The organism is Acinetobacter sp. LF10, assembly GCF_048585715.1.
In the GTDB taxonomy this organism is placed as follows: domain Bacteria; phylum Pseudomonadota; class Gammaproteobacteria; order Pseudomonadales; family Moraxellaceae; genus Acinetobacter.
This window is the reverse complement of the sequence record NZ_CP184160.1, coordinates 3,222,415-3,242,224: the sequence shown is the minus strand read 5'-3', so window position 1 is coordinate 3,242,224 and position 19,810 is coordinate 3,222,415. Positions and strand designations below refer to the sequence as shown.

The following is a 19,810-nucleotide window of genomic DNA, read 5'->3' as shown; positions in this document are numbered from 1 at the left end:
TAAAAGTAAATGGCAGTAATTGATGTGGGTGGTCAAGTTCGTCACGGGGAAGAACTTGATATCGCGGCAGTCGAAACCTGGTTAAAAAACAAAGGTGTGGATCTGCAAGGACAGGCACAAGTGACCCAATATTCGGGTGGCGCATCGAATTGGACCTATCGTTTGCAGTATGACAATGCTGATCTCATTTTACGTCGTCCACCCAAAGGTACCAAAGCCAAATCAGCGCATGATATGGCGCGTGAATACAATGTGCAGAAGCATCTTGCGCCGTTCTACCCTGTCCTACCTGAGATGGTCGCATTGTGTCAGGACGAGAGCGTGATTGGCTGTGACTTCTATGTCATGAAACGGATTGAAGGCATTATTCCGCGTGCCAATTTACCCAAAGAATTACAGCTGGATGAGCCACAGGTACGGCAGCTGTGTTTGAATGTTCTGGATAAATTGATTGAACTACATCAAGTGCCTTATCAAGGTACAGAACTGGAAAAACTGGGCAAAGGTGAAGGCTATTGTCGTCGTCAGGTTGAGGGTTGGGATGCGCGTTACAGTAAGGCACTGACGCCGAATGTGCCTGATTTTGCTTTTGTGCGTGAGTGGTTGTTGGAACATATCCCTGCTGATGCTAAAACTTGCGTGATTCATAATGACTGGCGTTTTGATAATGTCATTTTAGATCCACAACAACCGACTAAAGTGATTGGGGTACTGGATTGGGAAATGGCGACATTGGGTGATCCATTGATGGATTTGGGCAGTGCACTCGCCTATTGGATTCAAGAGGATGATGATGCTTTGATGAAATCTAGCCGTCGTCAACCGACCAATTTAAAAGGCATGCTGACACGGCAACAAGTGGTGGATTATTATTTGGAAAAAACAGGTTTAAAGCCTGACAACTGGGCATTCTATGAAGTGTTTGGTTTGTTCCGCTTAGCGGTGATTGCGCAACAGATCTATTATCGTTATTACCACCAGCAAACCGATAATCCCGCCTTTAAAGATTTTTGGATCATGATTCATGCCTTACATATTCGGGCCTTAAAACTGATTGCGCAAAACAATGCTGAAGCACAGCAGTTAATTCCTGAATATGGCGCAAAACTACAGGATATTTTAAAACGATGACCACAATCTATTTGGTACGACATGGGCAGGCATCATTTGGTGCGGCAAGTTATGACCAGCTTTCAGCCAAGGGTGAACAGCAGGCACAGGTCGTCGGTGATTTTTTTAAACAGACCCTGAAGCAAACACCGCTGATTGTGGCAGGTTCGATGCAACGTCATCAGCAGACTGCGCAACTCGCTTTATCGCAAAGTTTTTGTGATGCGCCGATTCAAACCGAATCTGCATGGAATGAGTTTGATCATCAACAGGTGTTTGCACAATACGAACCGCGTTTTAATCAACCTGAATTGCTGAAACAGGATGTTGAATTGATGTCCAATCCACGTGCTTATCTGGCCAAAATTTTTGATGGCGCGATTGATCGCTGGATTGGAGAGCAATATGACCATGAATATCATGAGACTTGGTTAGGCTTTCAATCGCGTGTAGAAAGTGCATTGCACAGTTTGTGTCAGAAGATTGATGCTACGCAACCCCGTCAGGCGGTGGTGTTTAGTTCAGGCGGTGTGATTTCTGTGGCAGTTGGTCAGGTGTTGGGACTGAATGCTAAACAGATTTTTGCGCTGAATTGGTCGATTGCCAATGCCAGTATCACCACATTGCGTTGGACAGATGGTCGTTTGCAATTACTCAGTTTTAATGAGCATCATTATTTGAAAGCGCGTGATGCTGAACTCTTAACATGGATTTAAAAAATAGGTGGCAGGCATGGCAAAGACGATTTTAATTACAGGGGCAAGCTCGGGTTTGGGCGCAGGCATGGCGCGTGAATTTGCCGCCAAAGGCTATAATCTTGCCCTTTGTGCACGACGTTTAGAGCGCTTAGAAACACTAAAGCAAGAATTACGAAGCCAGTATTCAATTCAAGTGGGTATTAAGGTATTGGATGTCACTCATTACGATGATGTGTTTACGGTTTTTAAAGCTTTTCAGCAAGAATTTGGGACAATTGACCGAATTATTGTCAATGCAGGTGTGGGCGAAGGTCGTCGTATCGGTAAAGGGCATTTTGATGTAAACCGCGCTACGGCTGAAACCAATTTTATTTCGGCACTGGCACAGTGTGAAGCGGCGGTTGAAATCTTTAGAGCGCAAAATAAAGGCCATTTGGTGATGATTTCGTCCATGAGTGCGATGCGTGGTTTACCCAAGCATTTATCGACCTATGCAGCCAGTAAGGCAGCGGTGGCACATTTGGCTGAAGGGATTCGTGCTGAGTTGCTGCATACTCCAATCAAAGTCTCGACGATTTTCCCTGGTTATATTCGAACTGAGTTGAATGAAGGTGCGAAGAAGTTACCATTTGAGGTGGATGAGAAAACGGGAAGTAAGGCTTTGGTGAAAGCGATTGAGAAGGAACCAGTGAAGGCTTATGTGCCGCAGTGGCCATGGTTGCCAATGGGGATTGCAATGAAGATTTTGCCGTTAAAATTGGTGAATAAACTGAGTTGATTGCAATTTTAAATGCATGGACAAATATGTTTATTCGGCAATATTTCACAGCCTCATATAGGCTGAATAGTCGAGTTGTTTGGGTATAGGCGTTTCCTTACTTTTCAAAGATGAAAAGTAACAAAAATCTTTTGTTGGGCAGAGGGTACATCCTGAGCAATTTTTCAAAGCACTGCTTTGAAAAGCAGCGCAAGAACTGTCCAACTGGCGGCATCCATGCCGCCTGACACGATCTGAATTAATATAACTTCGAGGAAATGTGATACTCGGAAACGTTATCTGCAACCTGCGTGGTTTAAGTAAGAGACTGTTTCTGCGATATATGTTGATTAATGCAAGAAGAGGACAGGTTTTGCAGATGACAATCGTTTTGCCTACTTTTCCCGAAAGAAAAGTAGGGCGAGCCGCAGGCTGATCCAGAAATTAGATAAGAACTTGCAAGACTCCGTTGAGGCAATAGTTTTTCAATAAGTTAGAGAAAGTGTTGAGGTTAATTACGATAAAGCCTTAATCAACTTTTGGTGTAATCCACCAAAGCCACCATTGGACATGATGACCACAGCATCGCCCTCACCTGCTTCATTCACCACACGGGCAATGATGTCATCTAATGAACGGCTGACTTCAGCCTTGTTTGATGACGCAGAGATCACAGGTTGTAGATCCCAATCCAAGCCCTCTGGCTGATACCAAATCACTTCATCCGCTAAACGAGCTGAATGTGCCAAACCATCTTTATGGCTGCCCATACGCATGGTGTTAGAGCGAGGTTCAATGATCGCCCATAGCTTACGTTCACCAAGACGCTTACGTGCGCCGTCCAAAGTGGTTTCAATCGCAGTTGGGTGATGGGCAAAGTCATCGTAGACTTCGATGCCACGTACCGTGCCTAACAGCTCCATACGGCGTTTAACACCACCGAAGTTGGATAAAGCTTCACAGGTTTGTTCAATCGTTACACCCACATGTTGTGCCGCAGCAATCGTCGCCAAAGCATTGGCAACGCTATGTTGCCCTGTCATATTCCATTTGACTGTACCGATCACTTGACTGTGTTCAAGCACGTTAAAATGACTGCCATCTGCACTGATCAGCGCCGCAGATAAAGCAGCTTGGTCATTTGGCTCAAGACTAGTACGAACCACAGGCGTCCAACAGCCCTGTTCTAGTACTTCATCAATATTGGTTTCAGTAATTGGCGCAATAATACGACCTTCACTTGGAATGGTACGCACTAAATGATGGAACTGTTTTTGAATGGCAGCGAGGTCATCAAAAATGTCGGCATGATCAAATTCAAGATTATTTAAAATCGCAGTTTTTGGATGATAGTGAACGAACTTAGAACGTTTATCGAAGAAGGCAGAGTCATATTCATCGGCTTCTACACAGAAATATTTTCCACCACCTAGACGTGCGCTCTCACTAAAACCAAGCGGTACGCCGCCGATCAAGAAACCCGGATTTAAACCTGCTTGATCCAATACCCAAGCTAACATGGTTGTGGTTGTGGTTTTACCATGTGTACCTGCCACACCGAGGACATGTTTGCCTTGTAGTACATGATCAGCTAGAAATTGTGGACCTGAAATATAAGGGAGTCCTTCGTTGAGCATGTATTCGATGGCATCAATACCACGTTTCATGGCATTGCCGACGATGACAAGATCGGGATGCGGTTGTAAATGGCTACGATCATAGCCTTGCATTAACCCGATACCCGCATTTTCTAGTTGAGTTGACATCGGTGGATAAACATTGGCATCTGAGCCTGTGACTTTATGTCCTAAATCTCGTGCGAGTAGAGCCAAAGACCCCATAAAGGTGCCACAAATACCCAGAATATGCAGATGCATTCTTTTTAACTCCACTGCTTTTTAGACACATCACTTTTTGTTGTGCTGTTGTCGTGATTAATTCGATTTGAAAGCAACGATAGCAAGGGTTAAGGGGAAAAGATAGTGACTTAATTTAGATTATTTGCATCGATTTCTAAATTCTGCATTTCATCTTGTAATTTCACTTGCGTTAATGCGAAAGCATATACACTGTCTTCATCACCATTTTCTAAGTTTTTTAAAACCTTATTGATTGGAAATGAAAAATGCACGAAAGTATCCTTTTTACTTGTACCAATCAATAGAAATCGAGTTCCTAGTGATTTTTCTTGATATTGACCAATTTCAGGATGAAGTTTGATTGCTTCATCATATTCAACCCAATTCCATTCTATATTTTTATCATTTTTTCGAACAGTTTCACCTACATAAGCCCCTGTACGCAAAGCAAGGCGAACAACGTCTTCATAAGGCATTAAATGTAATTCTTTTTTATCTGCATCAATTAAGAATTCATTTATAAAGTTTAAACTTTCCAATGAGTAATCTAATTGTTTTGGCTTTAAAAATTCTCGATTAAAAGTTGGATTTTTATCATCTTGAATGAGTTGAGTCGCAAAGTCATTGAATACATCATTCTGATTTTCCATTACTTGCTCCTTAGCGTAGCTATGATTTATGAATAGCACTAAAAGAATTAACAAAATTAATTTTTTCATATCACTACCCTTAGTAAATTTTTTCATTTTAATATAAAAGTACTCCAAAAATCATTTGAGCTAAAAATGGCTTTATCGCTCCCCCTTTTATTGTTAATTATCTCCAATTGCTTCATGACTTTAGCATGGTATGGGCATTTGAAAATTTTACACAATGCGCCGCTTTGGCAAGCGATTTTGTTTAGTTGGTTGATTGCCCTATTGGAATATAGTTTTATGATTCCTGCAACTAAACTATTAAATCAACAGGGTTGGAGTTTGGGCGAAATGAAAATCACCCAAGAAGTTGTTACGCTGATTGTGTTTGTGCCCTTTATGATTTTTCTGTTTAAACAACCATTCAAGTTGGATTATGTCTGGGCGATGTTTTGCTTAATGGGCTGTGTATATTTCGTTTTTCGTCATCAAAGCTAATTTTGGGGAATCAGTAAAAATGTTCTTTAGTTGGGGATGCTTGAAAAAACCGCTATAATATTTGCCAATTTCTTCCTTTGTACTTGGCGTAAGTCGAGATACTTCTCTATTTTTATCATGTTTTGGAAAAGCCAATGAATGCGGTCGCAACAGATAGCCAACCTTTAGTCGGAATTATCATGGGTTCTCAATCAGATTGGGCAACACTTGAACATACTGCTAACATGCTCAAACAATTGGGTGTGCCTTTTGAAGCTGAAGTGGTTTCTGCGCACCGTACGCCAGATCGTTTATTTGAATATGCTGAAACAGCACGTGATCGTGGTATTCAGGTGATTATTGCGGGTGCGGGTGGCGCTGCACATTTACCGGGAATGTGTGCTGCTAAAACTGATTTGCCTGTGCTTGGCGTGCCTGTTAAATCTTCAATTTTAAATGGCGTAGATTCATTGCTTTCGATTGTACAAATGCCAGCGGGTATTGCGGTAGGTACTTTAGCGATTGGTCAGGCTGGTGCAACCAATGCTGCGATTCTTGCGGCGCAAATTCTTGGTTTAACACGTCCAGATATTGCTAAAAATGTGGCTGATTTCCGTAGTGCACAAACGGAAAAAGTATCGAGCAATAATATTCCTGGTCAAGTGTAACGAGGCCAATCATGAATAAAACCATCGGTATTTTTGGTGGCGGACAGCTTGGACGCATGATGGCGCAAGCAGCTTTACCACTCAATCTTCAATGTACTTTTTTTGAAGCAGAAACAAATTGTCCTGCAGCAATTTTAGGTCCTGTATTTTCCAGTAAAAATGAACAAGGCTTACAAGATTTCATCGCAAGTGCCGATGTCTTTAGTCTTGAATTTGAAAATACACCTGTTGCCGACGTAGATGTGTTGACCCAAACCAAAACACTACACCCTCCTCGCCTTGCTTTGGCAACCGCTCAAAACCGTTTGGCTGAAAAAGCTTTATTTGATCAATTGGCTATCCCAGTTGCACCCTATCGTGCTGTGGATAGCTTAGAGAGCTTAAAGCAAGCCGTGGCTGAGCTTGGATTACCTATCGTTTTAAAAACCGTAACAGGTGGCTACGATGGTAAAGGTCAGTTTGTGTTACGTTCAGAGGATCAAATTGATACGGCTTGGGCTGAATTAGGGCCTGCAAAAAGCTTGATTGCTGAAAGTTTTGTGAAATTCAGCCGTGAAGTGTCGATTATTGCGGTGCGCGGACAAAATGGTGATGTGAAAACTTGGGCTTTGGCAGAAAACCACCATCACAATGGTATCTTGTCACACTCCATTGTTCCTGCACCAAATAGCACAGATTTACAGCCAGTTGCGCAAGATTATATTACTCGTTTGTTGAATCATCTCAATTATGTGGGTGTATTGACACTTGAACTGTTCGTGACTGAGCAAGGTTTATATGCCAATGAAATGGCATGCCGTGTCCATAACTCAGGTCATTGGTCAATTGAAGGTGCGATTTGCTCGCAATTTGAAAACCATATTCGTGCAGTAGCAGGCTTGCCACTCGGTTCAACCGATGTTGTGCGTCCAACAGTGATGATTAATATTATTGGTCAACATCCTAAATCAGAAGATGTTTTAGCACTCAAAGGTGCGCATTTACATCTTTATAATAAGTCTGAGCGTGCTGGTCGTAAGCTTGGTCATATTACTTTGATGCCAAACAATAGTGATGAATTGACCGTGTTATGCCGCCAATTAGCTCAGATTTTACCTGTGCCATTGGCATTAACAGCGGATATGGACCTCTAAACTTATCCACATTATCTAAAAGCGATCTTCGGATCGCTTTTTTATCGTCTACTATTTTAAATTTAAAGTTTTAAATTCAAAAGATGCGCGATACTACTTTGGGTGTGCTGTGGATAACTTTAAGCAGGGCTTTTGAATTTAAAATAGTGTGAAAAATTTGAATTTAAACTATGGTGGGTTATTGAGTGTTGTGGTTTAAATTCAAAAACATGCAGTTTTTAAATTTAAAGCTAAAGGTATCACTGTGTTTTTAATTTAAATTTTGAGATTGTGGATATCTATTTTTGATCTCAATTTTATGAAATGTAAGGAATAATGTGTGGGTTTAAGCTGTTTTAATCGGTTGGAATGAATTTAAATTGAATGGGAGTTTTTGAATTCAAAAAATATGGTCGATATGAAGTTATTTTTAAATTCAAAAATACAGATAGTGATTGATGCTTGTTTTGAATTTAAATGAAGGGTGTTGATAACTTTAAATTTAAAATGACGGTAGAATTATGAATTTAAAAATTAGGTTTTAAATTTAAAAGACAATAAATGAATTCAAAGTTACGTTTCCAAACGATACATACTCAAGCAGCGTGTTAAGGTGATATGGAAATTTGAATTCAAATATTTTGGTTAAGTCATGAAACATTATTTTTCTTTTTTTCTAGGCACTGCCTTTTTTACGTTTTTCAGTCAAGCACATGCTGAACTTGTGATTAATGGTGCAGCATTTTCTCCTTCTGCAACGACTGTTCCAAGTCCGAGTGCATATACTTCAAATTCAGATTTTCAAGGTTGTTTAGCAAATTTACGCTCGCAAGCAATTGCTTCAGATATTTCAGCTTCGAGTTATGATCGCTATACCCAAAACCTAAACCCAGATTATTCAGTGATTGATAAATTAAATTATCAACCTGAGTTTTCAACTGCAATTTGGGATTATTTATCTGGTTTGGTTGATGATGAGCGTGTCCAAGCGGGCAAACAAAAACTTGCTCAACATCGTGCTGTCTTGAATCGAGTCGAGCAAGCTTATGGCGTACCTGCGGAAACTGTGGTGGCCGTTTGGGGGGTAGAAAGTAATTATGGAGGTATTTCAGGGAAATATCCTTTATTACAAGCCTTAGGTACATTAAGTTGTGAGGGACGCCGTCAGAGTTATTTCCATGGTGAATTTTTTGCCGCGATGCGCATTTTACAGCGCGGTGATTTAACCCAAGATCAACTTTATGGTTCTTGGGCAGGTGCATTTGGGCATACCCAGTTTATGCCATCGACTTATGAACGTTTGGCGGTAGACTTTGATGGTGATGGCCGCCGTGATTTAGTTTCAAGTACAGCAGATGCTTTGGCTTCAACTGCAAACTTTTTAAAGCAAGCAGGTTGGCAAACAGGATTGCCATGGGGCTTTGAAGTCAAAATTCCACAAGGTGTGTCGATTGCGGGTGAAAGCCGTCGTAATAAAAAATCTCTAAATAGTTGGATTGAGCAAGGAGTGATACGTGCTGATGGTACAGCTTTAATTCAAGGTAATTTATCGGGTAGTACGCCAGCGGGGTTGATTTCACCAGCAGGAGCAAATGGCCCAGTATTTTTGGTCTTTAAAAATTTTGATGCGATTTATAGTTATAACGCCGCTGAAAGTTATGGTTTGGCGATTGCCCATTTATCTGATCGTTTACGTGGTGGAACAGCATTTTTAACGTCTTGGCCAACGGATGATGCAGGGACTTCTCGAGCAGAGCGTCGCGAAATTCAGCAGTTTTTGGTCAAGCGAGGTTATGATATTGGTGTGGTGGATGGATTGATTGGAGACAAAAGTCGTCAAGCCATTCGCCAAGAGCAAAGTCGTTTAGGTTTGAATCCAACAGGTCGCGCTGGGCAGCAGATTTTACGTGCATTTAGACAAGAGCAAGCCAAGCAAATGATGCAATAAAAATCTATTGAAGCAAGTCAAAAGGTCTGCGTATGAGCAGACCTTTTTGATTTAGGGAGCAGCATCTAGCTTTATAGCTTCTAAAATATCAAAAATTACAGCAGTGACATCTTGGCTTAAATCACGATCATTAAAAATCTCATAAGCAGTAATGGTGACATCGGTATCACTTGGTAGTTGTTTTTGTTCTTCTTCAATCAAGTGTTCAATTGGCAAGAGCGTTTGTTTGATTTCGAGATGCAACACTTCATTATACGCAAGATTTTCATCTTCAAGCTCTAATTCATGTTCATTGAAATAGGGGATCAAAATTGAATGAAGATATGGGCTAAGATCCTGAATATCCAAAATTTCAATATCACGAGTCTGTTCAATCGTACTGATGTGGTCACTCACTTCAATTAAGATATGATAATAGCTCATGCTGATCTCCATTAAGACTAAGATGATGTTTTGACACAACAATAGCATGAATAAATCAAAAGAATTGCTCATTCTTGTTATCTTTTAAAAACATCATCTTTTAATGTTTGATCACCAATTTTGGGAAGCTTCTAAGGTTGTATTTGCTTAATTTCGGTATGCTTTTTTCTAGCTTTAATGATGTAGCAACTGCTTTGATGAGATCATCAGCCTTGTTGAACTTATCTCGCTAACAACAAATTACGATCTGCTTGAGTCAGACGGAAATGAGCCATGTCTTGATCCTGCATCATTGGATACATCAACGCCTGTGGGTCATTTGCATGTTGTAAACCAAGGGCATGTCCTAGTTCATGCGCTAGTGTTAATCGTAAATCGTTATCTGATTCAAACTCATAGATTAATATCTGTTTCCCATTAAATAAACCTTTATGGAATAAATGGGGTTGAAAGCGTTGTTTGTATTGTTTAACTGAAGCATCTAGTTGTTGATCCAGTGAATTAAGTTCATCTATTTTTTGATTTAACTGAGTAATTCTTTGATTGTATTGATTAACTTCTTGTTGCACTAACTCAATATTACTTTGTAGCTCTTGCTGTCTCTGCTGAAAATATGTCGAATTCCCAGATGAAGATTGGTTGTGTTGAGCAGAAAGCTGCTCTTGATTATATTGCTGAATTTGTTGATGGAGTTGTTGTTGTTTTAAATCTAAAAATTGCTTACTCCGCATAATTTCTTGTTCAATTTGATCTAATTGCTGTTTTTTATCTTTCCATACCTGTTGATTCGCTTCGAGTTGAGTTATATGTTCTCGGCGTTGTTCACTTTCTTGTTGGCGTTCATCGTAAATGAGATGAATTGCAAGCTGGGCATTCGGATCATAAACAAAATAATCTTGACCTGTACCATCTTTCCAAATTTGAGTTGCTTGTTGGCTGATTTCTTGTACTTGTTCAATACTGAGTTTAAAACGAGGATCTACCTCAGCGATTCGATAACGCAGGCGAGTATCTATTGGATGAGTGATACGGTCAGCTAATGAATTGAATTTTAGTTGAGGGTGTTTCTGAGTTTGATAACTTAACCCTAATAAGAAAATAATTAACCCTGAAAAAATTAAAAAGCGCATGATTGTATTTTCTATTCTTCTGAAAATGAGATGAATCAGTTTAAGAGAGACTTTTGATCTAAATGAATTGAACTATAACAAGAATAAGAGATATCTGGAAAACATATCAACATGTATCACATTCTGCTTTAATGCATATTCTGAAGGAATAAATAAAATAAAGATTAAGGGACAATATGCTGAAATATTTACTTAAAGCGCCTGATTCAACATGGGCTGCCACTTCTCCAGCTCAGGCAAAAGTTGAAAATTTAAAAATCAAATATTTGGGGACGGCGGGATTCATTCTTTCTGATCAGCATCGTACAGTTGTGCTTGATCCTTTTATCAGTCGTCCAAACTTAACTCAAACGTTTACTCAGCCTTTATTGAGTGATTCTGAATTAGTCAGACAACATATACCAAATGCAGATGATGTATTGATTGGGCATGCTCATTATGATCACATTTTAGATGCACCTGAGGTTTGTAAGCAAACAGGAGCACGTTTAATTGGATCCAAAGCGACTTTAATGTATGGACTATCAGCAGGCTTGTCTGAATCGCAAATGCTTGAAACAAAGGGACGAGAAATCATTGATTGTGGTCAATGGCAAGTTGTTGGTTTGCTATCCATTCATGGCAAAGCCTTGTTTGGTCGCGTGCCTTTACCAGGGGATATGACCACACCTCCGCCTTATCCGCCGAAATTTCATCATTTACGACATGGACAAGTTTTTAATTGGTGGATTAGCACAGGACAACTTAGTCTCGTACACATTGATTCCGCCGATTTTATTGAACAAGAGTTGCAGGGGAAACGGGCAGATATCGTGTGCCTGTGTGCGATTGGACGGAAATATCGTCCGAACTATGTCAAAGATGTGGTGCGACTACTGAAACCGAAATACATTATTCCATGTCATTGGGATAGCATGGTGACGCCGATTGATGACGTTCCTCAGTTGTTGCCAGGGGTGAATATTCCTGAGTTTATTGAAGAAATAAAAGCGTGTGGTGTAATACCTTTATTTATGCCGATTTTGGGCGAACTTTATTTTGAGCAAAAGAATTCATCTTAAAATATAAAAAAACCGCGCTTTCGCGCGGTCTTTTTTTAAATAGACAAATTATTTTTTGTCATCTTTAACTTCTGTGAACTCAGCATCTACAACGCCATCGTCCGCTTTTTGTTGTTGACCCGCATCACCACCTTGGAATGCATTTGGATCAAAACCTTCTGCGCCGCCAGCACCTTGTGCTTGTTCATAAGCACGTTGGGTGATTGGCATCAAGATGTTTTGTAAAGCTTCAGTTTTCGCTTTGATGTCTTCAACATCATTTTCTTTAGTCGATGCTTCAAGCTCAGACACCGCAGTAGCAATCGCAGTTTTTTCATCTTCAGTGACTTTATCACCAAGATCTTTGACTGCTTTGTTTGAGCTAGAGACTAAAGCATCTGCTTCGTTACGTGCTTTCGCTAACTCTTCAAATTTACGGTCTTCTTCAGCATTCGCTTCAGCATCTTTAATCATTGCTTCGATTTCAGCATCAGACAAACCTGAGTTTGCTTTAATCTGGATTGATTGCTCTTTACCAGTGCTCTTATCTTTAGCTGATACTTTCAAGATACCATCAGCGTTGATGTCGAACGATACTTCAATTTGCGGTACGCCACGTGGAGCAGGTGGGATATCGCCTAATTGGAAGTTACCCAACAATTTGTTTTGTTGAGCCATTTTACGTTCACCTTGGTAAACCGAAATATCGACAGCAGGTTGGTTGTCAGCAGCAGTAGAGAACACTTGTGATTTCTTCGCAGGAATCGTCGTGTTTTTCTCAATAATCGCTGTTAATACGCCACCCATGGTTTCGATACCAAGTGTTAACGGGGTTACGTCTAATAAAAGTACGTCAGTTTTGTCACCAGACAATACTGCACCTTGAATTGCTGCACCAATCGCAACTGCTTCGTCAGGGTTCACGTCTTTACGTGGCTCTTTACCGAAGAATTCTTGTACTTTTTGTTGAACCATTGGCATACGAGACTGACCGCCCACCAAGATCACGTCAGAGATGTCAGAAGTCGAAAGACCCGCATCTTTAAGCGCGATACGGCAAGGTTCAATCGTACGAGCAACTAAATCAGCAACCAAACCTTCAAGTTTTGCACGCGTTACATTGATCACTAAGTGTTTAGGACCAGTTGCATCAGCGGTGATGTATGGAAGGTTGATTTCAGTTGCATTTGATGAAGAAAGCTCGATTTTTGCTTTTTCAGCAGCTTCTTTCAAACGTTGTAACGCAAGTGGATCATTTTTCAAGTTCACACTTTGTTCTTTCTTAAATTCTTCAACCAAGAATTCAATTAACGCGTTATCAAAGTCTTCACCACCAAGGAAAGTATCACCATTTGTTGATAACACTTCGATTTGTTGGTCGCCATCAAGGTCAGCGATTTCAATGATTGATACGTCGAATGTACCACCACCTAAGTCGTAAACTGCAACTTTACGGTCGCCTTCTTTTTTGTCCATACCGAACGCAAGTGCCGCAGCAGTTGGTTCGTTAATGATACGTTTAACATCAAGACCTGCAATTTTACCCGCATCTTTAGTTGCTTGACGTTGAGCATCGTTAAAGTAAGCAGGGACGGTAATTACCGCTTCAGTTACTGTTTCACCCAAGTAGTCTTCTGCAGTTTTCTTCATCTTTTTCAAGATTTCAGCAGAGATCTGTTGAGGCGCTAATTTTTTATCGTTTACTTCAACCCAAGCATCGCCATTGTCTGCTTTGATGATTTTGTAAGGTACAAGACCGATGTCTTTTTGTACCGCTTGATCTTCGTAGCGACGACCGATTAAACGCTTGATTGCGAATAATGTATTTTTCGGGTTAGTTACTGCCTGACGCTTAGCACTTTGACCCACTAAGATCTCGCCATCTTTATAAGCGATGATCGATGGAGTTGTACGTGCGCCTTCAGCGTTTTCGATTACTTTTACTTTATCGCCTTCGAGTACAGCAACACATGAGTTGGTAGTACCTAAGTCAATACCAATAATTTTTGCCATTTGGGATGTTCCTCTAAAATTTTGTTGCAATGTTTTGCTTGTTATTCGATATGAGAGTCAATCAGTTTTTTTCAAGCATTTTTATGAAAAAAAATCAAAAAACTCTCAAAATTCTGCACTTTTGAGCAAATAAATACTTTGCTCTGTAGATTATTGACCCACCATGACCATCGCTGGGCGGAGTAGGCGACCATTTAAGGTATAACCCTTCTGTAAAACAGTGCCGATTTGGTTAGCTTTGGCATTTGGATCGATCCCAACCGCTTGGTGTAAATCTGCATTGAAGCCATTTTGGGTATCTGCTTCAAGCACGCCAAATTTTTCCAGTGTGGTCAGTAATGATTTCAGAGTCAGCTTGATACCTTCAAGCACAGGTGTTTCTTCTTCGCCAGCGGCTTGAATTGCACGTTCAAGATTATCGACAGAATCCAATAATTCTTTGGCAAATTTTTCCAGCACAGTCTCTTTGTGCTTTTCAGATTCGCGTTGAATACGCTCGACACTCTTCTGCGCTTCATAAACAGCATTGGCAGTACGTGCTTTTTCTAGTTTCAGGCTTTCTTCGAGTTTAGTGATTTGCGCTTGTAAATCTTCAACGCTAAGCTCGTTTGCCTGCTCTACACCTTCAGCTTGAGTTTGTTCAGTCTGTTGCTCATTTTGAATGTCTTGAGCTTGCTCATTGTGCTCATTAGCCATTGATGATCTCCGTTGAAAAAGGTTCTTAAACATGTACAGTCCTTTTTGGCGTGAATGCTCATAGGGTTAAACCCGAACTGCCACATCTTGGTCATTCATAGATAGGGATGAAGTATGGGCAAGGCGACAAAATTCAAGCGTTCAGGTCGATTTAAATCTTTTAATTTTGCTGATTTAAGTAAAAATTTAAGTTTTCGATAACAAAAGCAATAAATTCTTGGGTGATTTTCGGTAAATGTTGTCTAGATGCATAGACTAAGGACAAGGTCAGATCGGGTGCCGAAAAGTCGGTAAACACCTGATGTAAATGCTGTTGTGCAATATCTTTACGCACCAGTAATGTTGGCAACATGGCAATCCCTTGGGCTTTAAGGCACATTTGATAAAGCGCAATCACATCATTACTTTTAAACGTAACATTTAAAGGATAGTTTTGCGGTTGCTGATCTGTATCAAACAAGGTCCAGTATTGATTATGGGTATGATGAGCAATGCAATCATGTTGGATTAACTGGCTGGGATGCGATAGGAGAGTGTGATCTTGTAAATAATGTGGATGTGCACAAAAGATAGATTCGATCTGACAAACTGGTCGGGCAATCAGCCCATCTGCAACTTTCTGGGTAATACGTAATGCTAGATCAACCTGAGCATCCATGAGATCGACGGTATCTTCAGTTAAATACACATCAAAATGAATCTGTGGGTAACGTTGCTTAAATTGTTTTATACATTCATTCACACCCAGTTGGAACAGAAACAAGCCACAGGTGAAACGAATCGTACCACTGTGCTGTTCAGGGGCAGCCAAACCTTCAAGCAATTGTTGTTGCTGTAAAATATTCTCACAATAGACCAACGCTTTTTCACCCGCAGGGGTGAGTGAAACTTTGCGCGTGTTACGTTGGAAAAGTCGAGTCGAGAAAGTATGTTCAAGATGATCTAAATAACGGGAGACCATCGCTTTAGAATAATCGAGATGTTCAGCAGCTTTGCTCAGATTGCCTTGCTGCGCAATACAGACAAAAACTTGAATGGCTTTTAAAGTATCCATATAAAATTCTTATTGTTGCAATTTATGCAACATTTTATCTTAATTTAGAGTGTTTATTCAGCAAGAATTGCAATTTAAAGTGTCTCTTATCAGATTGGAGACGATAACATGAATACCAAACCCTACATCATTGCTTTATCTACTTTGGCGGCAACATCAACTGCTTTTGCACAAGACTTAAAAATCCAGAACTTTTTGGCTCAACCTGAACACTTTGGTGTGACTTCGACCTTAATTGAAGGTGATAAAGAAGTATTATTGGTGAATGCGCAATTCTCTAAATCAGAAGCATTACGTATTGCGGCCGATATTTTAGATAGCGGTAAAACCTTAAAAACCATTTTTGTCAGCTATGGCGACCCAGATTTCTATTTTGGTTTAGATGTATTTAAACAGTATTTTCCTAATGTGCAAATTATTGCGACACCAGAGACGGTAAAACATATTCAAGATACGCAAGCGTTGAAAGTCGCGTATTGGGGACCGAAAATGGGAGCCAATGCACCGAGCAAAATTATTATTCCGCAAGCGTATATGGCTAAAACCTTAAAACTCGAAAATGAAAATATCGAAATCAAAGGTAAGAAAGAACTGACTTATTTATGGATTCCGAGTACCAAAGCGGTTGTTGGGGGTATTCCAGTGTCATCAGGTATTCATCTTTGGACTGCGGATACCGCAACAGCGAAAGATCGTGCAGAAGTGGTGCAGACTTTGGAAAATATCAAAGCTTTAAATCCTCAAGTGGTTGTACCTGCGCATATGAAAGCAGGCGCGGCTGAAGGTCTTGATGCAGTGAATTTTTCAATCGACTATTTAAAGCAATATGAGAAAGCGGTAAAAGCCAGTAAAAATTCAGCTGAATTAATTGCAATTATGCAAAAACAATATCCAACCTTAGGCGAGTCAAGCAGCCTAGAGTTGGGTGCTAAAGTGGTTAAAGGCGAGATGCAGTGGCCTTAAAACCTAATAAATGAATTGAAGAACCGTGATGAGAAGTCACGGTTTTTATTTTTCTAAACTCCGAATTTTTAGAGGTAAATTACAATGTAAGTTTGTAGTAGGGTTTGATAATGTTTTTATAAATTATAAAAAATGAAGATGATCATGCTTTTCTGATGCAATCATGATGCGAATAGAAGTAAAACTTTTGAATAGAGAATCATTTAATTGAACTTTTAAAATAATAAAAAAGGGTGAATCCTGCATTGAATTGGTTTAATAAAAATTGCAAAAACATGCTGCATAAATAACAAACGGCAACTAATCCACATCACGATACATAAAAAAATTGTGAATGATAGGCAACGCAAAGATAACTTTGCTTTTCGTCATAATGAAAGGAAATATACAATGAAAAAGTTAGCCTTAATTTCAATGGTTGTATCAGGTGTTGCATTCACAGCCGTAGGTTGTTCGACACAAGCAGGCTTGGATGCTTCTGGTTCGGCTCAAACGAGTGCAAGTCCAGCAAATGTACAAGGCGGAGTAGGCGTGCAAGCAGGTACATCTGTTGATGTTCAACCGAATGGAGCTTCAGCTGGTGTTTCAGGTTCTGTTTCTGGATCTGCTGGTACAGATGCATCAGGACAATAAATTGGATTTAGGTTCATAGCACGATAGATTAGGATACTGATGCCAATCCCTAATCTTTACATATACTGCTATATATGATGTGTTAAACCTGATTCATGATTTAAGAATTGAAAAACGAGAGTCAAACCTTTGATTCTCGTTTTTAGTTTTTGGGCAATTAAATTTTTGTGCTCGTCTTTTCTAAAGTAAATATGAATAAATGAACAAATTATAAGAACATAAATTGATTTGAATGTTCATGATTGTCTATTCGATAAATAAGATCAAACTAATGAATAGATTGAACAATGAAAGATCTGAACAAAAGCTGGGTTTTTTATTAAATGTGTTTTGATTAGAAATATTAAAAAATCAGAAAATACCTCTTTTATCTGTGCTTGAGCTTGTCTATTGGCATAAAAGGCAAGTAGTGATTAGCAAAATGGTTAATGACTTTTTAAGATAAGCCATTTAGGTTACAGCATGATTTTGAATTCTTTATCTTGATCTACGACTTTATAACAGCATATAGTCGATATGAACAAGAACTATGGACAGAGCGAAAAAGGGGAAGAACGTGTCAGCATTACCTCAAAAAATTCAAACGATTTTAGATAAAGGACAAGGTCCTGCTGCACGAGCGCTGGATAAGCTGCCTAAGATTGTACAAGAATCATTGGCGAAAGTTTTAGGCTACCCATATCAATATCCAGATTTGGATGCTTTTACAAAATGCTTAATGGCAGTTCAAATTAAACAAGGGCGTGTTGGTTTTATTGGAGATGATCCGATCGAGTCTCGCCGTCAATTTGATACACAAATGTTAGCGATTTTAAATAAATCGACTTCCGTAGAATCGGTAGAAGATATACGTCTGCCTTTACAGAGTGGCACTGTTTTCGCAAGACATTATCATCCTGCACCTAATAAAAAATTACCGATGATCGTGTTCTATCACGGTGGTGGTTTTGTCGTTGGTGGTTTAGATACGCATGATGAAGCCTGTCGCCTCATTGCCAAGTACGCAAAAGTACAAGTTCTGAGTATCGATTATCCGCTTGCACCAGAAGTATCTCCGCAATTACTCATTAAATCTTGTGATGACGCATTAGCATGGGTGTATCAAAATCGTCGTCAGCTAAAAATTTATAAAAATCGTATCGCTGTTGCTGGAGATAGTGCAGGAGGAAATATTAGTACTGTAGTTGCACAGCATGCGGTTGGTAAATCATATGCACCACAAGCTCAGTTGCTGTTTTATCCTGTTGTAGATTTTAAAAGTAGACATCCTTCTTTTTATGCCTATGGTCAGGGTCTGGTGTTAACCAGTAAAGATGTAGATTACGTTACTAAATATTATTCAACACAGCATCAAGTTGCGTTAGATGATCCATTAATTTCACCAACGTACGGAAGTCTGAAAAAACTAGCTCCAGCATTTGTGGTAACAGCTGGGCATGATTTATTACATGATGAAGGTGAGATTTATAGCCATAAACTAAGACAAAATGGTGTTAAAGTGCATTATGTCGATTATCCAGATCAAACGCATGGATTTATTAATCTCACCCCGATTTCGAGTAAAGCTAAACGCAATACAATCGAAATCGCTAAAAACTTCAGAAAGTTTTGGGATAAATACAATTAAATTAATTAACCTATGTTTCACGTGGAACATAGGTTTTTTATTTGTAGATAACAAATAGAAATAGCAAAAATAAATTTGTAAAACTAATATTGTAGAGTACAACAAATCACTCGTTAAAATCAGAGAAAAGCAATCATGAAAAAGTTGTTGATGACAACCAGTCTACTATTAATAAGCAGCCATTTATTTGCCAATACAATGGTTGATATGAAAACCAGTATGGGAAATATTGAAATTGAACTTTTTAACGATAAAGCACCTGTATCAGCAAAAAATTTTGAAAGCTATGTAAAAAGTAAGTTTTATGCTGGAACTATTTTTCATCGAGTCATCCCAGGATTTATGATTCAAGGAGGGGGGATGGATGCCAATATGATTGAGAAGGTAACTAAAGCACCTATTAGTAATGAAGCAAATAATGGTTTGAAAAATACACGCGGGACTTTAGCAATGGCACGTACTAGTGATCCTAACTCTGCTACGAGTCAATTTTTTATTAACGTTGCTGACAACACTTTCCTAAATCGTTCACAAATGGATGCTGGTTATGCTGTATTTGGTAAAGTAACGAAAGGAATGGATATTGTTGATAAGATTGTTGGTGTTCCTACAGGTAATTATGGAATGCACCAAAATGTCCCTAAACAGCCGATTAAAATCATTAGTGTTCAGATAAAGAACAAGAAGTAAAAATTAAAGCAGAAATATTTAAAAATATTTCTGCTTTAATTTATTTGATCACCAAAATTAGGTGGAATTACATCCATATTTTGAATTAAGTCATTAAATTACAAATATTTAGCTTGTTAAAGCTGTCTATTAAGCAATTAAATAAATTTTAAATTATATAAATCAGTAAATTAGGTAAGTTAAAGTTTAAAAAAAAAACAACCGAATCATTTAATTTTTAAAAGGTGTTGCGTTGGTAGTGAAATGCTGTAGAATGCACATCCATCGGCGGTGATGC

General features: G+C 39.3%; 18 protein-coding genes and 1 pseudogene. 12 read left to right on the top strand and 7 right to left on the bottom strand.

Annotated elements, in window-relative coordinates; all coding sequences use genetic code 11:
- The first annotated feature begins 9 nt into the window (after nucleotides 1-9).
- From ACN19N_RS15590 to ACN19N_RS15580, 3 genes are read left to right on the top strand one after another with little or no spacing between them, the layout of a single operon-like run.
- Nucleotides 10-1,131, top strand: coding sequence for a phosphotransferase family protein (locus ACN19N_RS15590; protein ID WP_293737894.1), 1,122 nt, complete (start codon nucleotides 10-12; stop codon nucleotides 1,129-1,131).
- A complete protein-coding gene (locus tag ACN19N_RS15585; RefSeq protein WP_420001725.1) occupies nucleotides 1,128-1,826 on the top strand; it encodes a histidine phosphatase family protein in 699 nt (232 codons plus the stop codon). Before ACN19N_RS15590 ends, ACN19N_RS15585 begins: the two co-directional genes overlap by 4 nt.
- Nucleotides 1,827-1,842: 16 nt before the next feature.
- Nucleotides 1,843-2,586, top strand: coding sequence for an SDR family oxidoreductase (locus ACN19N_RS15580; protein ID WP_293737898.1), 744 nt, complete (start codon nucleotides 1,843-1,845; stop codon nucleotides 2,584-2,586).
- Between the two features lie 494 nt (nucleotides 2,587-3,080).
- On the opposite strand, the gene mpl is transcribed toward ACN19N_RS15580, so the two are convergent.
- Both mpl and ACN19N_RS15570 read right to left on the bottom strand, forming a co-directional pair.
- Entirely contained in the window at nucleotides 3,081-4,442 is a 1,362-nt protein-coding gene (gene mpl / locus ACN19N_RS15575; protein WP_269229214.1) for a UDP-N-acetylmuramate:L-alanyl-gamma-D-glutamyl-meso-diaminopimelate ligase, read from the bottom strand.
- 110 nt (nucleotides 4,443-4,552) lie between these two features.
- On the bottom strand, nucleotides 4,553-5,143 hold the full coding sequence (locus ACN19N_RS15570; protein WP_269229213.1) for a hypothetical protein: 591 nt from the start codon (nucleotides 5,141-5,143) through the stop codon (nucleotides 4,553-4,555).
- Nucleotides 5,144-5,209: 66 nt separating this feature from the next.
- Between ACN19N_RS15570 and ACN19N_RS15565 the strand changes: the two genes are divergently transcribed.
- The 4 genes from ACN19N_RS15565 to ACN19N_RS15550 all read left to right on the top strand — a co-directional run bounded on the left by ACN19N_RS15565 (nucleotide 5,210) and on the right by ACN19N_RS15550 (nucleotide 9,264).
- Entirely contained in the window at nucleotides 5,210-5,557 is a 348-nt protein-coding gene (locus tag ACN19N_RS15565) for a DMT family protein (RefSeq protein WP_269229212.1), read from the top strand.
- 134 nt (nucleotides 5,558-5,691) lie between these two features.
- Nucleotides 5,692-6,204 carry a 5-(carboxyamino)imidazole ribonucleotide mutase gene (purE, locus tag ACN19N_RS15560; RefSeq protein ID WP_208727585.1) on the top strand — a complete coding sequence of 171 codons (513 nt, stop codon included), beginning with the start codon at nucleotides 5,692-5,694 and terminating at the stop codon, nucleotides 6,202-6,204.
- Between the two features lie 11 nt (nucleotides 6,205-6,215).
- On the top strand, nucleotides 6,216-7,337 hold the full coding sequence (locus tag ACN19N_RS15555; protein WP_269229211.1) for a 5-(carboxyamino)imidazole ribonucleotide synthase: 1,122 nt from the start codon (nucleotides 6,216-6,218) through the stop codon (nucleotides 7,335-7,337).
- Nucleotides 7,338-7,968: 631 nt separating this feature from the next.
- A complete protein-coding gene (locus ACN19N_RS15550; RefSeq protein WP_420001724.1) occupies nucleotides 7,969-9,264 on the top strand; it encodes a lytic murein transglycosylase in 1,296 nt (431 codons plus the stop codon).
- A 51-nt stretch (nucleotides 9,265-9,315) separates the two neighbouring features.
- Here ACN19N_RS15550 and ACN19N_RS15545 read toward each other — a convergent pair whose 3' ends face one another.
- Together ACN19N_RS15545 and ACN19N_RS15540 are read right to left on the bottom strand one after the other, a co-directional pair.
- Nucleotides 9,316-9,699 carry a hypothetical protein gene (locus tag ACN19N_RS15545; protein ID WP_154650428.1) on the bottom strand — a complete coding sequence of 128 codons (384 nt, stop codon included), beginning with the start codon at nucleotides 9,697-9,699 and terminating at the stop codon, nucleotides 9,316-9,318.
- A gap of 209 nt (nucleotides 9,700-9,908) precedes the next feature.
- Complete coding sequence (locus ACN19N_RS15540; protein WP_420001723.1) at nucleotides 9,909-10,817, bottom strand: matrixin family metalloprotease; 909 nt, start codon at nucleotides 10,815-10,817, stop codon at nucleotides 9,909-9,911.
- 176 nt (nucleotides 10,818-10,993) lie between these two features.
- On the opposite strand from ACN19N_RS15540, the gene ACN19N_RS15535 reads away from it, so the two are divergent.
- The gene (locus ACN19N_RS15535; protein ID WP_420001722.1) at nucleotides 10,994-11,878 is read left to right on the top strand and encodes an MBL fold metallo-hydrolase; all 885 of its coding nucleotides are present in this window, start codon (nucleotides 10,994-10,996) and stop codon (nucleotides 11,876-11,878) included.
- A gap of 48 nt (nucleotides 11,879-11,926) precedes the next feature.
- Here the strand turns inward: ACN19N_RS15535 and dnaK are convergent, their stop codons facing one another.
- The 3 genes and pseudogenes from dnaK to ACN19N_RS15520 all read right to left on the bottom strand — a co-directional run bounded on the left by dnaK (nucleotide 11,927) and on the right by ACN19N_RS15520 (nucleotide 15,620).
- Nucleotides 11,927-13,870: a molecular chaperone DnaK gene (gene dnaK / locus ACN19N_RS15530; RefSeq protein WP_269238772.1), complete on the bottom strand. Its 1,944-nt coding sequence runs from the start codon at nucleotides 13,868-13,870 to the stop codon at nucleotides 11,927-11,929.
- Nucleotides 13,871-14,020: 150 nt separating this feature from the next.
- On the bottom strand, nucleotides 14,021-14,566 hold the full coding sequence (gene grpE / locus ACN19N_RS15525) for a nucleotide exchange factor GrpE (protein ID WP_269229206.1): 546 nt from the start codon (nucleotides 14,564-14,566) through the stop codon (nucleotides 14,021-14,023).
- Nucleotides 14,567-14,661: 95 nt separating this feature from the next.
- Nucleotides 14,662-15,620 (bottom strand): annotated as a pseudogene (locus tag ACN19N_RS15520) (LysR family transcriptional regulator).
- 108 nt (nucleotides 15,621-15,728) lie between these two features.
- Here ACN19N_RS15520 and ACN19N_RS15515 point away from each other — a divergent pair.
- The 4 genes from ACN19N_RS15515 to ACN19N_RS15500 all read left to right on the top strand — a co-directional run bounded on the left by ACN19N_RS15515 (nucleotide 15,729) and on the right by ACN19N_RS15500 (nucleotide 19,533).
- The gene (locus tag ACN19N_RS15515) at nucleotides 15,729-16,583 is read left to right on the top strand and encodes an MBL fold metallo-hydrolase (protein ID WP_269229204.1); all 855 of its coding nucleotides are present in this window, start codon (nucleotides 15,729-15,731) and stop codon (nucleotides 16,581-16,583) included.
- 390 nt (nucleotides 16,584-16,973) lie between these two features.
- A complete protein-coding gene (locus tag ACN19N_RS15510; protein ID WP_004660486.1) occupies nucleotides 16,974-17,216 on the top strand; it encodes a hypothetical protein in 243 nt (80 codons plus the stop codon).
- 556 nt (nucleotides 17,217-17,772) lie between these two features.
- Complete coding sequence (locus ACN19N_RS15505) at nucleotides 17,773-18,843, top strand: alpha/beta hydrolase (RefSeq protein ID WP_269229203.1); 1,071 nt, start codon at nucleotides 17,773-17,775, stop codon at nucleotides 18,841-18,843.
- Nucleotides 18,844-18,978: 135 nt separating this feature from the next.
- Nucleotides 18,979-19,533 (top strand): peptidylprolyl isomerase, encoded by a 555-nt coding sequence (locus ACN19N_RS15500; RefSeq protein WP_269229202.1) that lies wholly within the window; start codon nucleotides 18,979-18,981, stop codon nucleotides 19,531-19,533.
- Nucleotides 19,534-19,810: the final 277 nt, after the last annotated feature.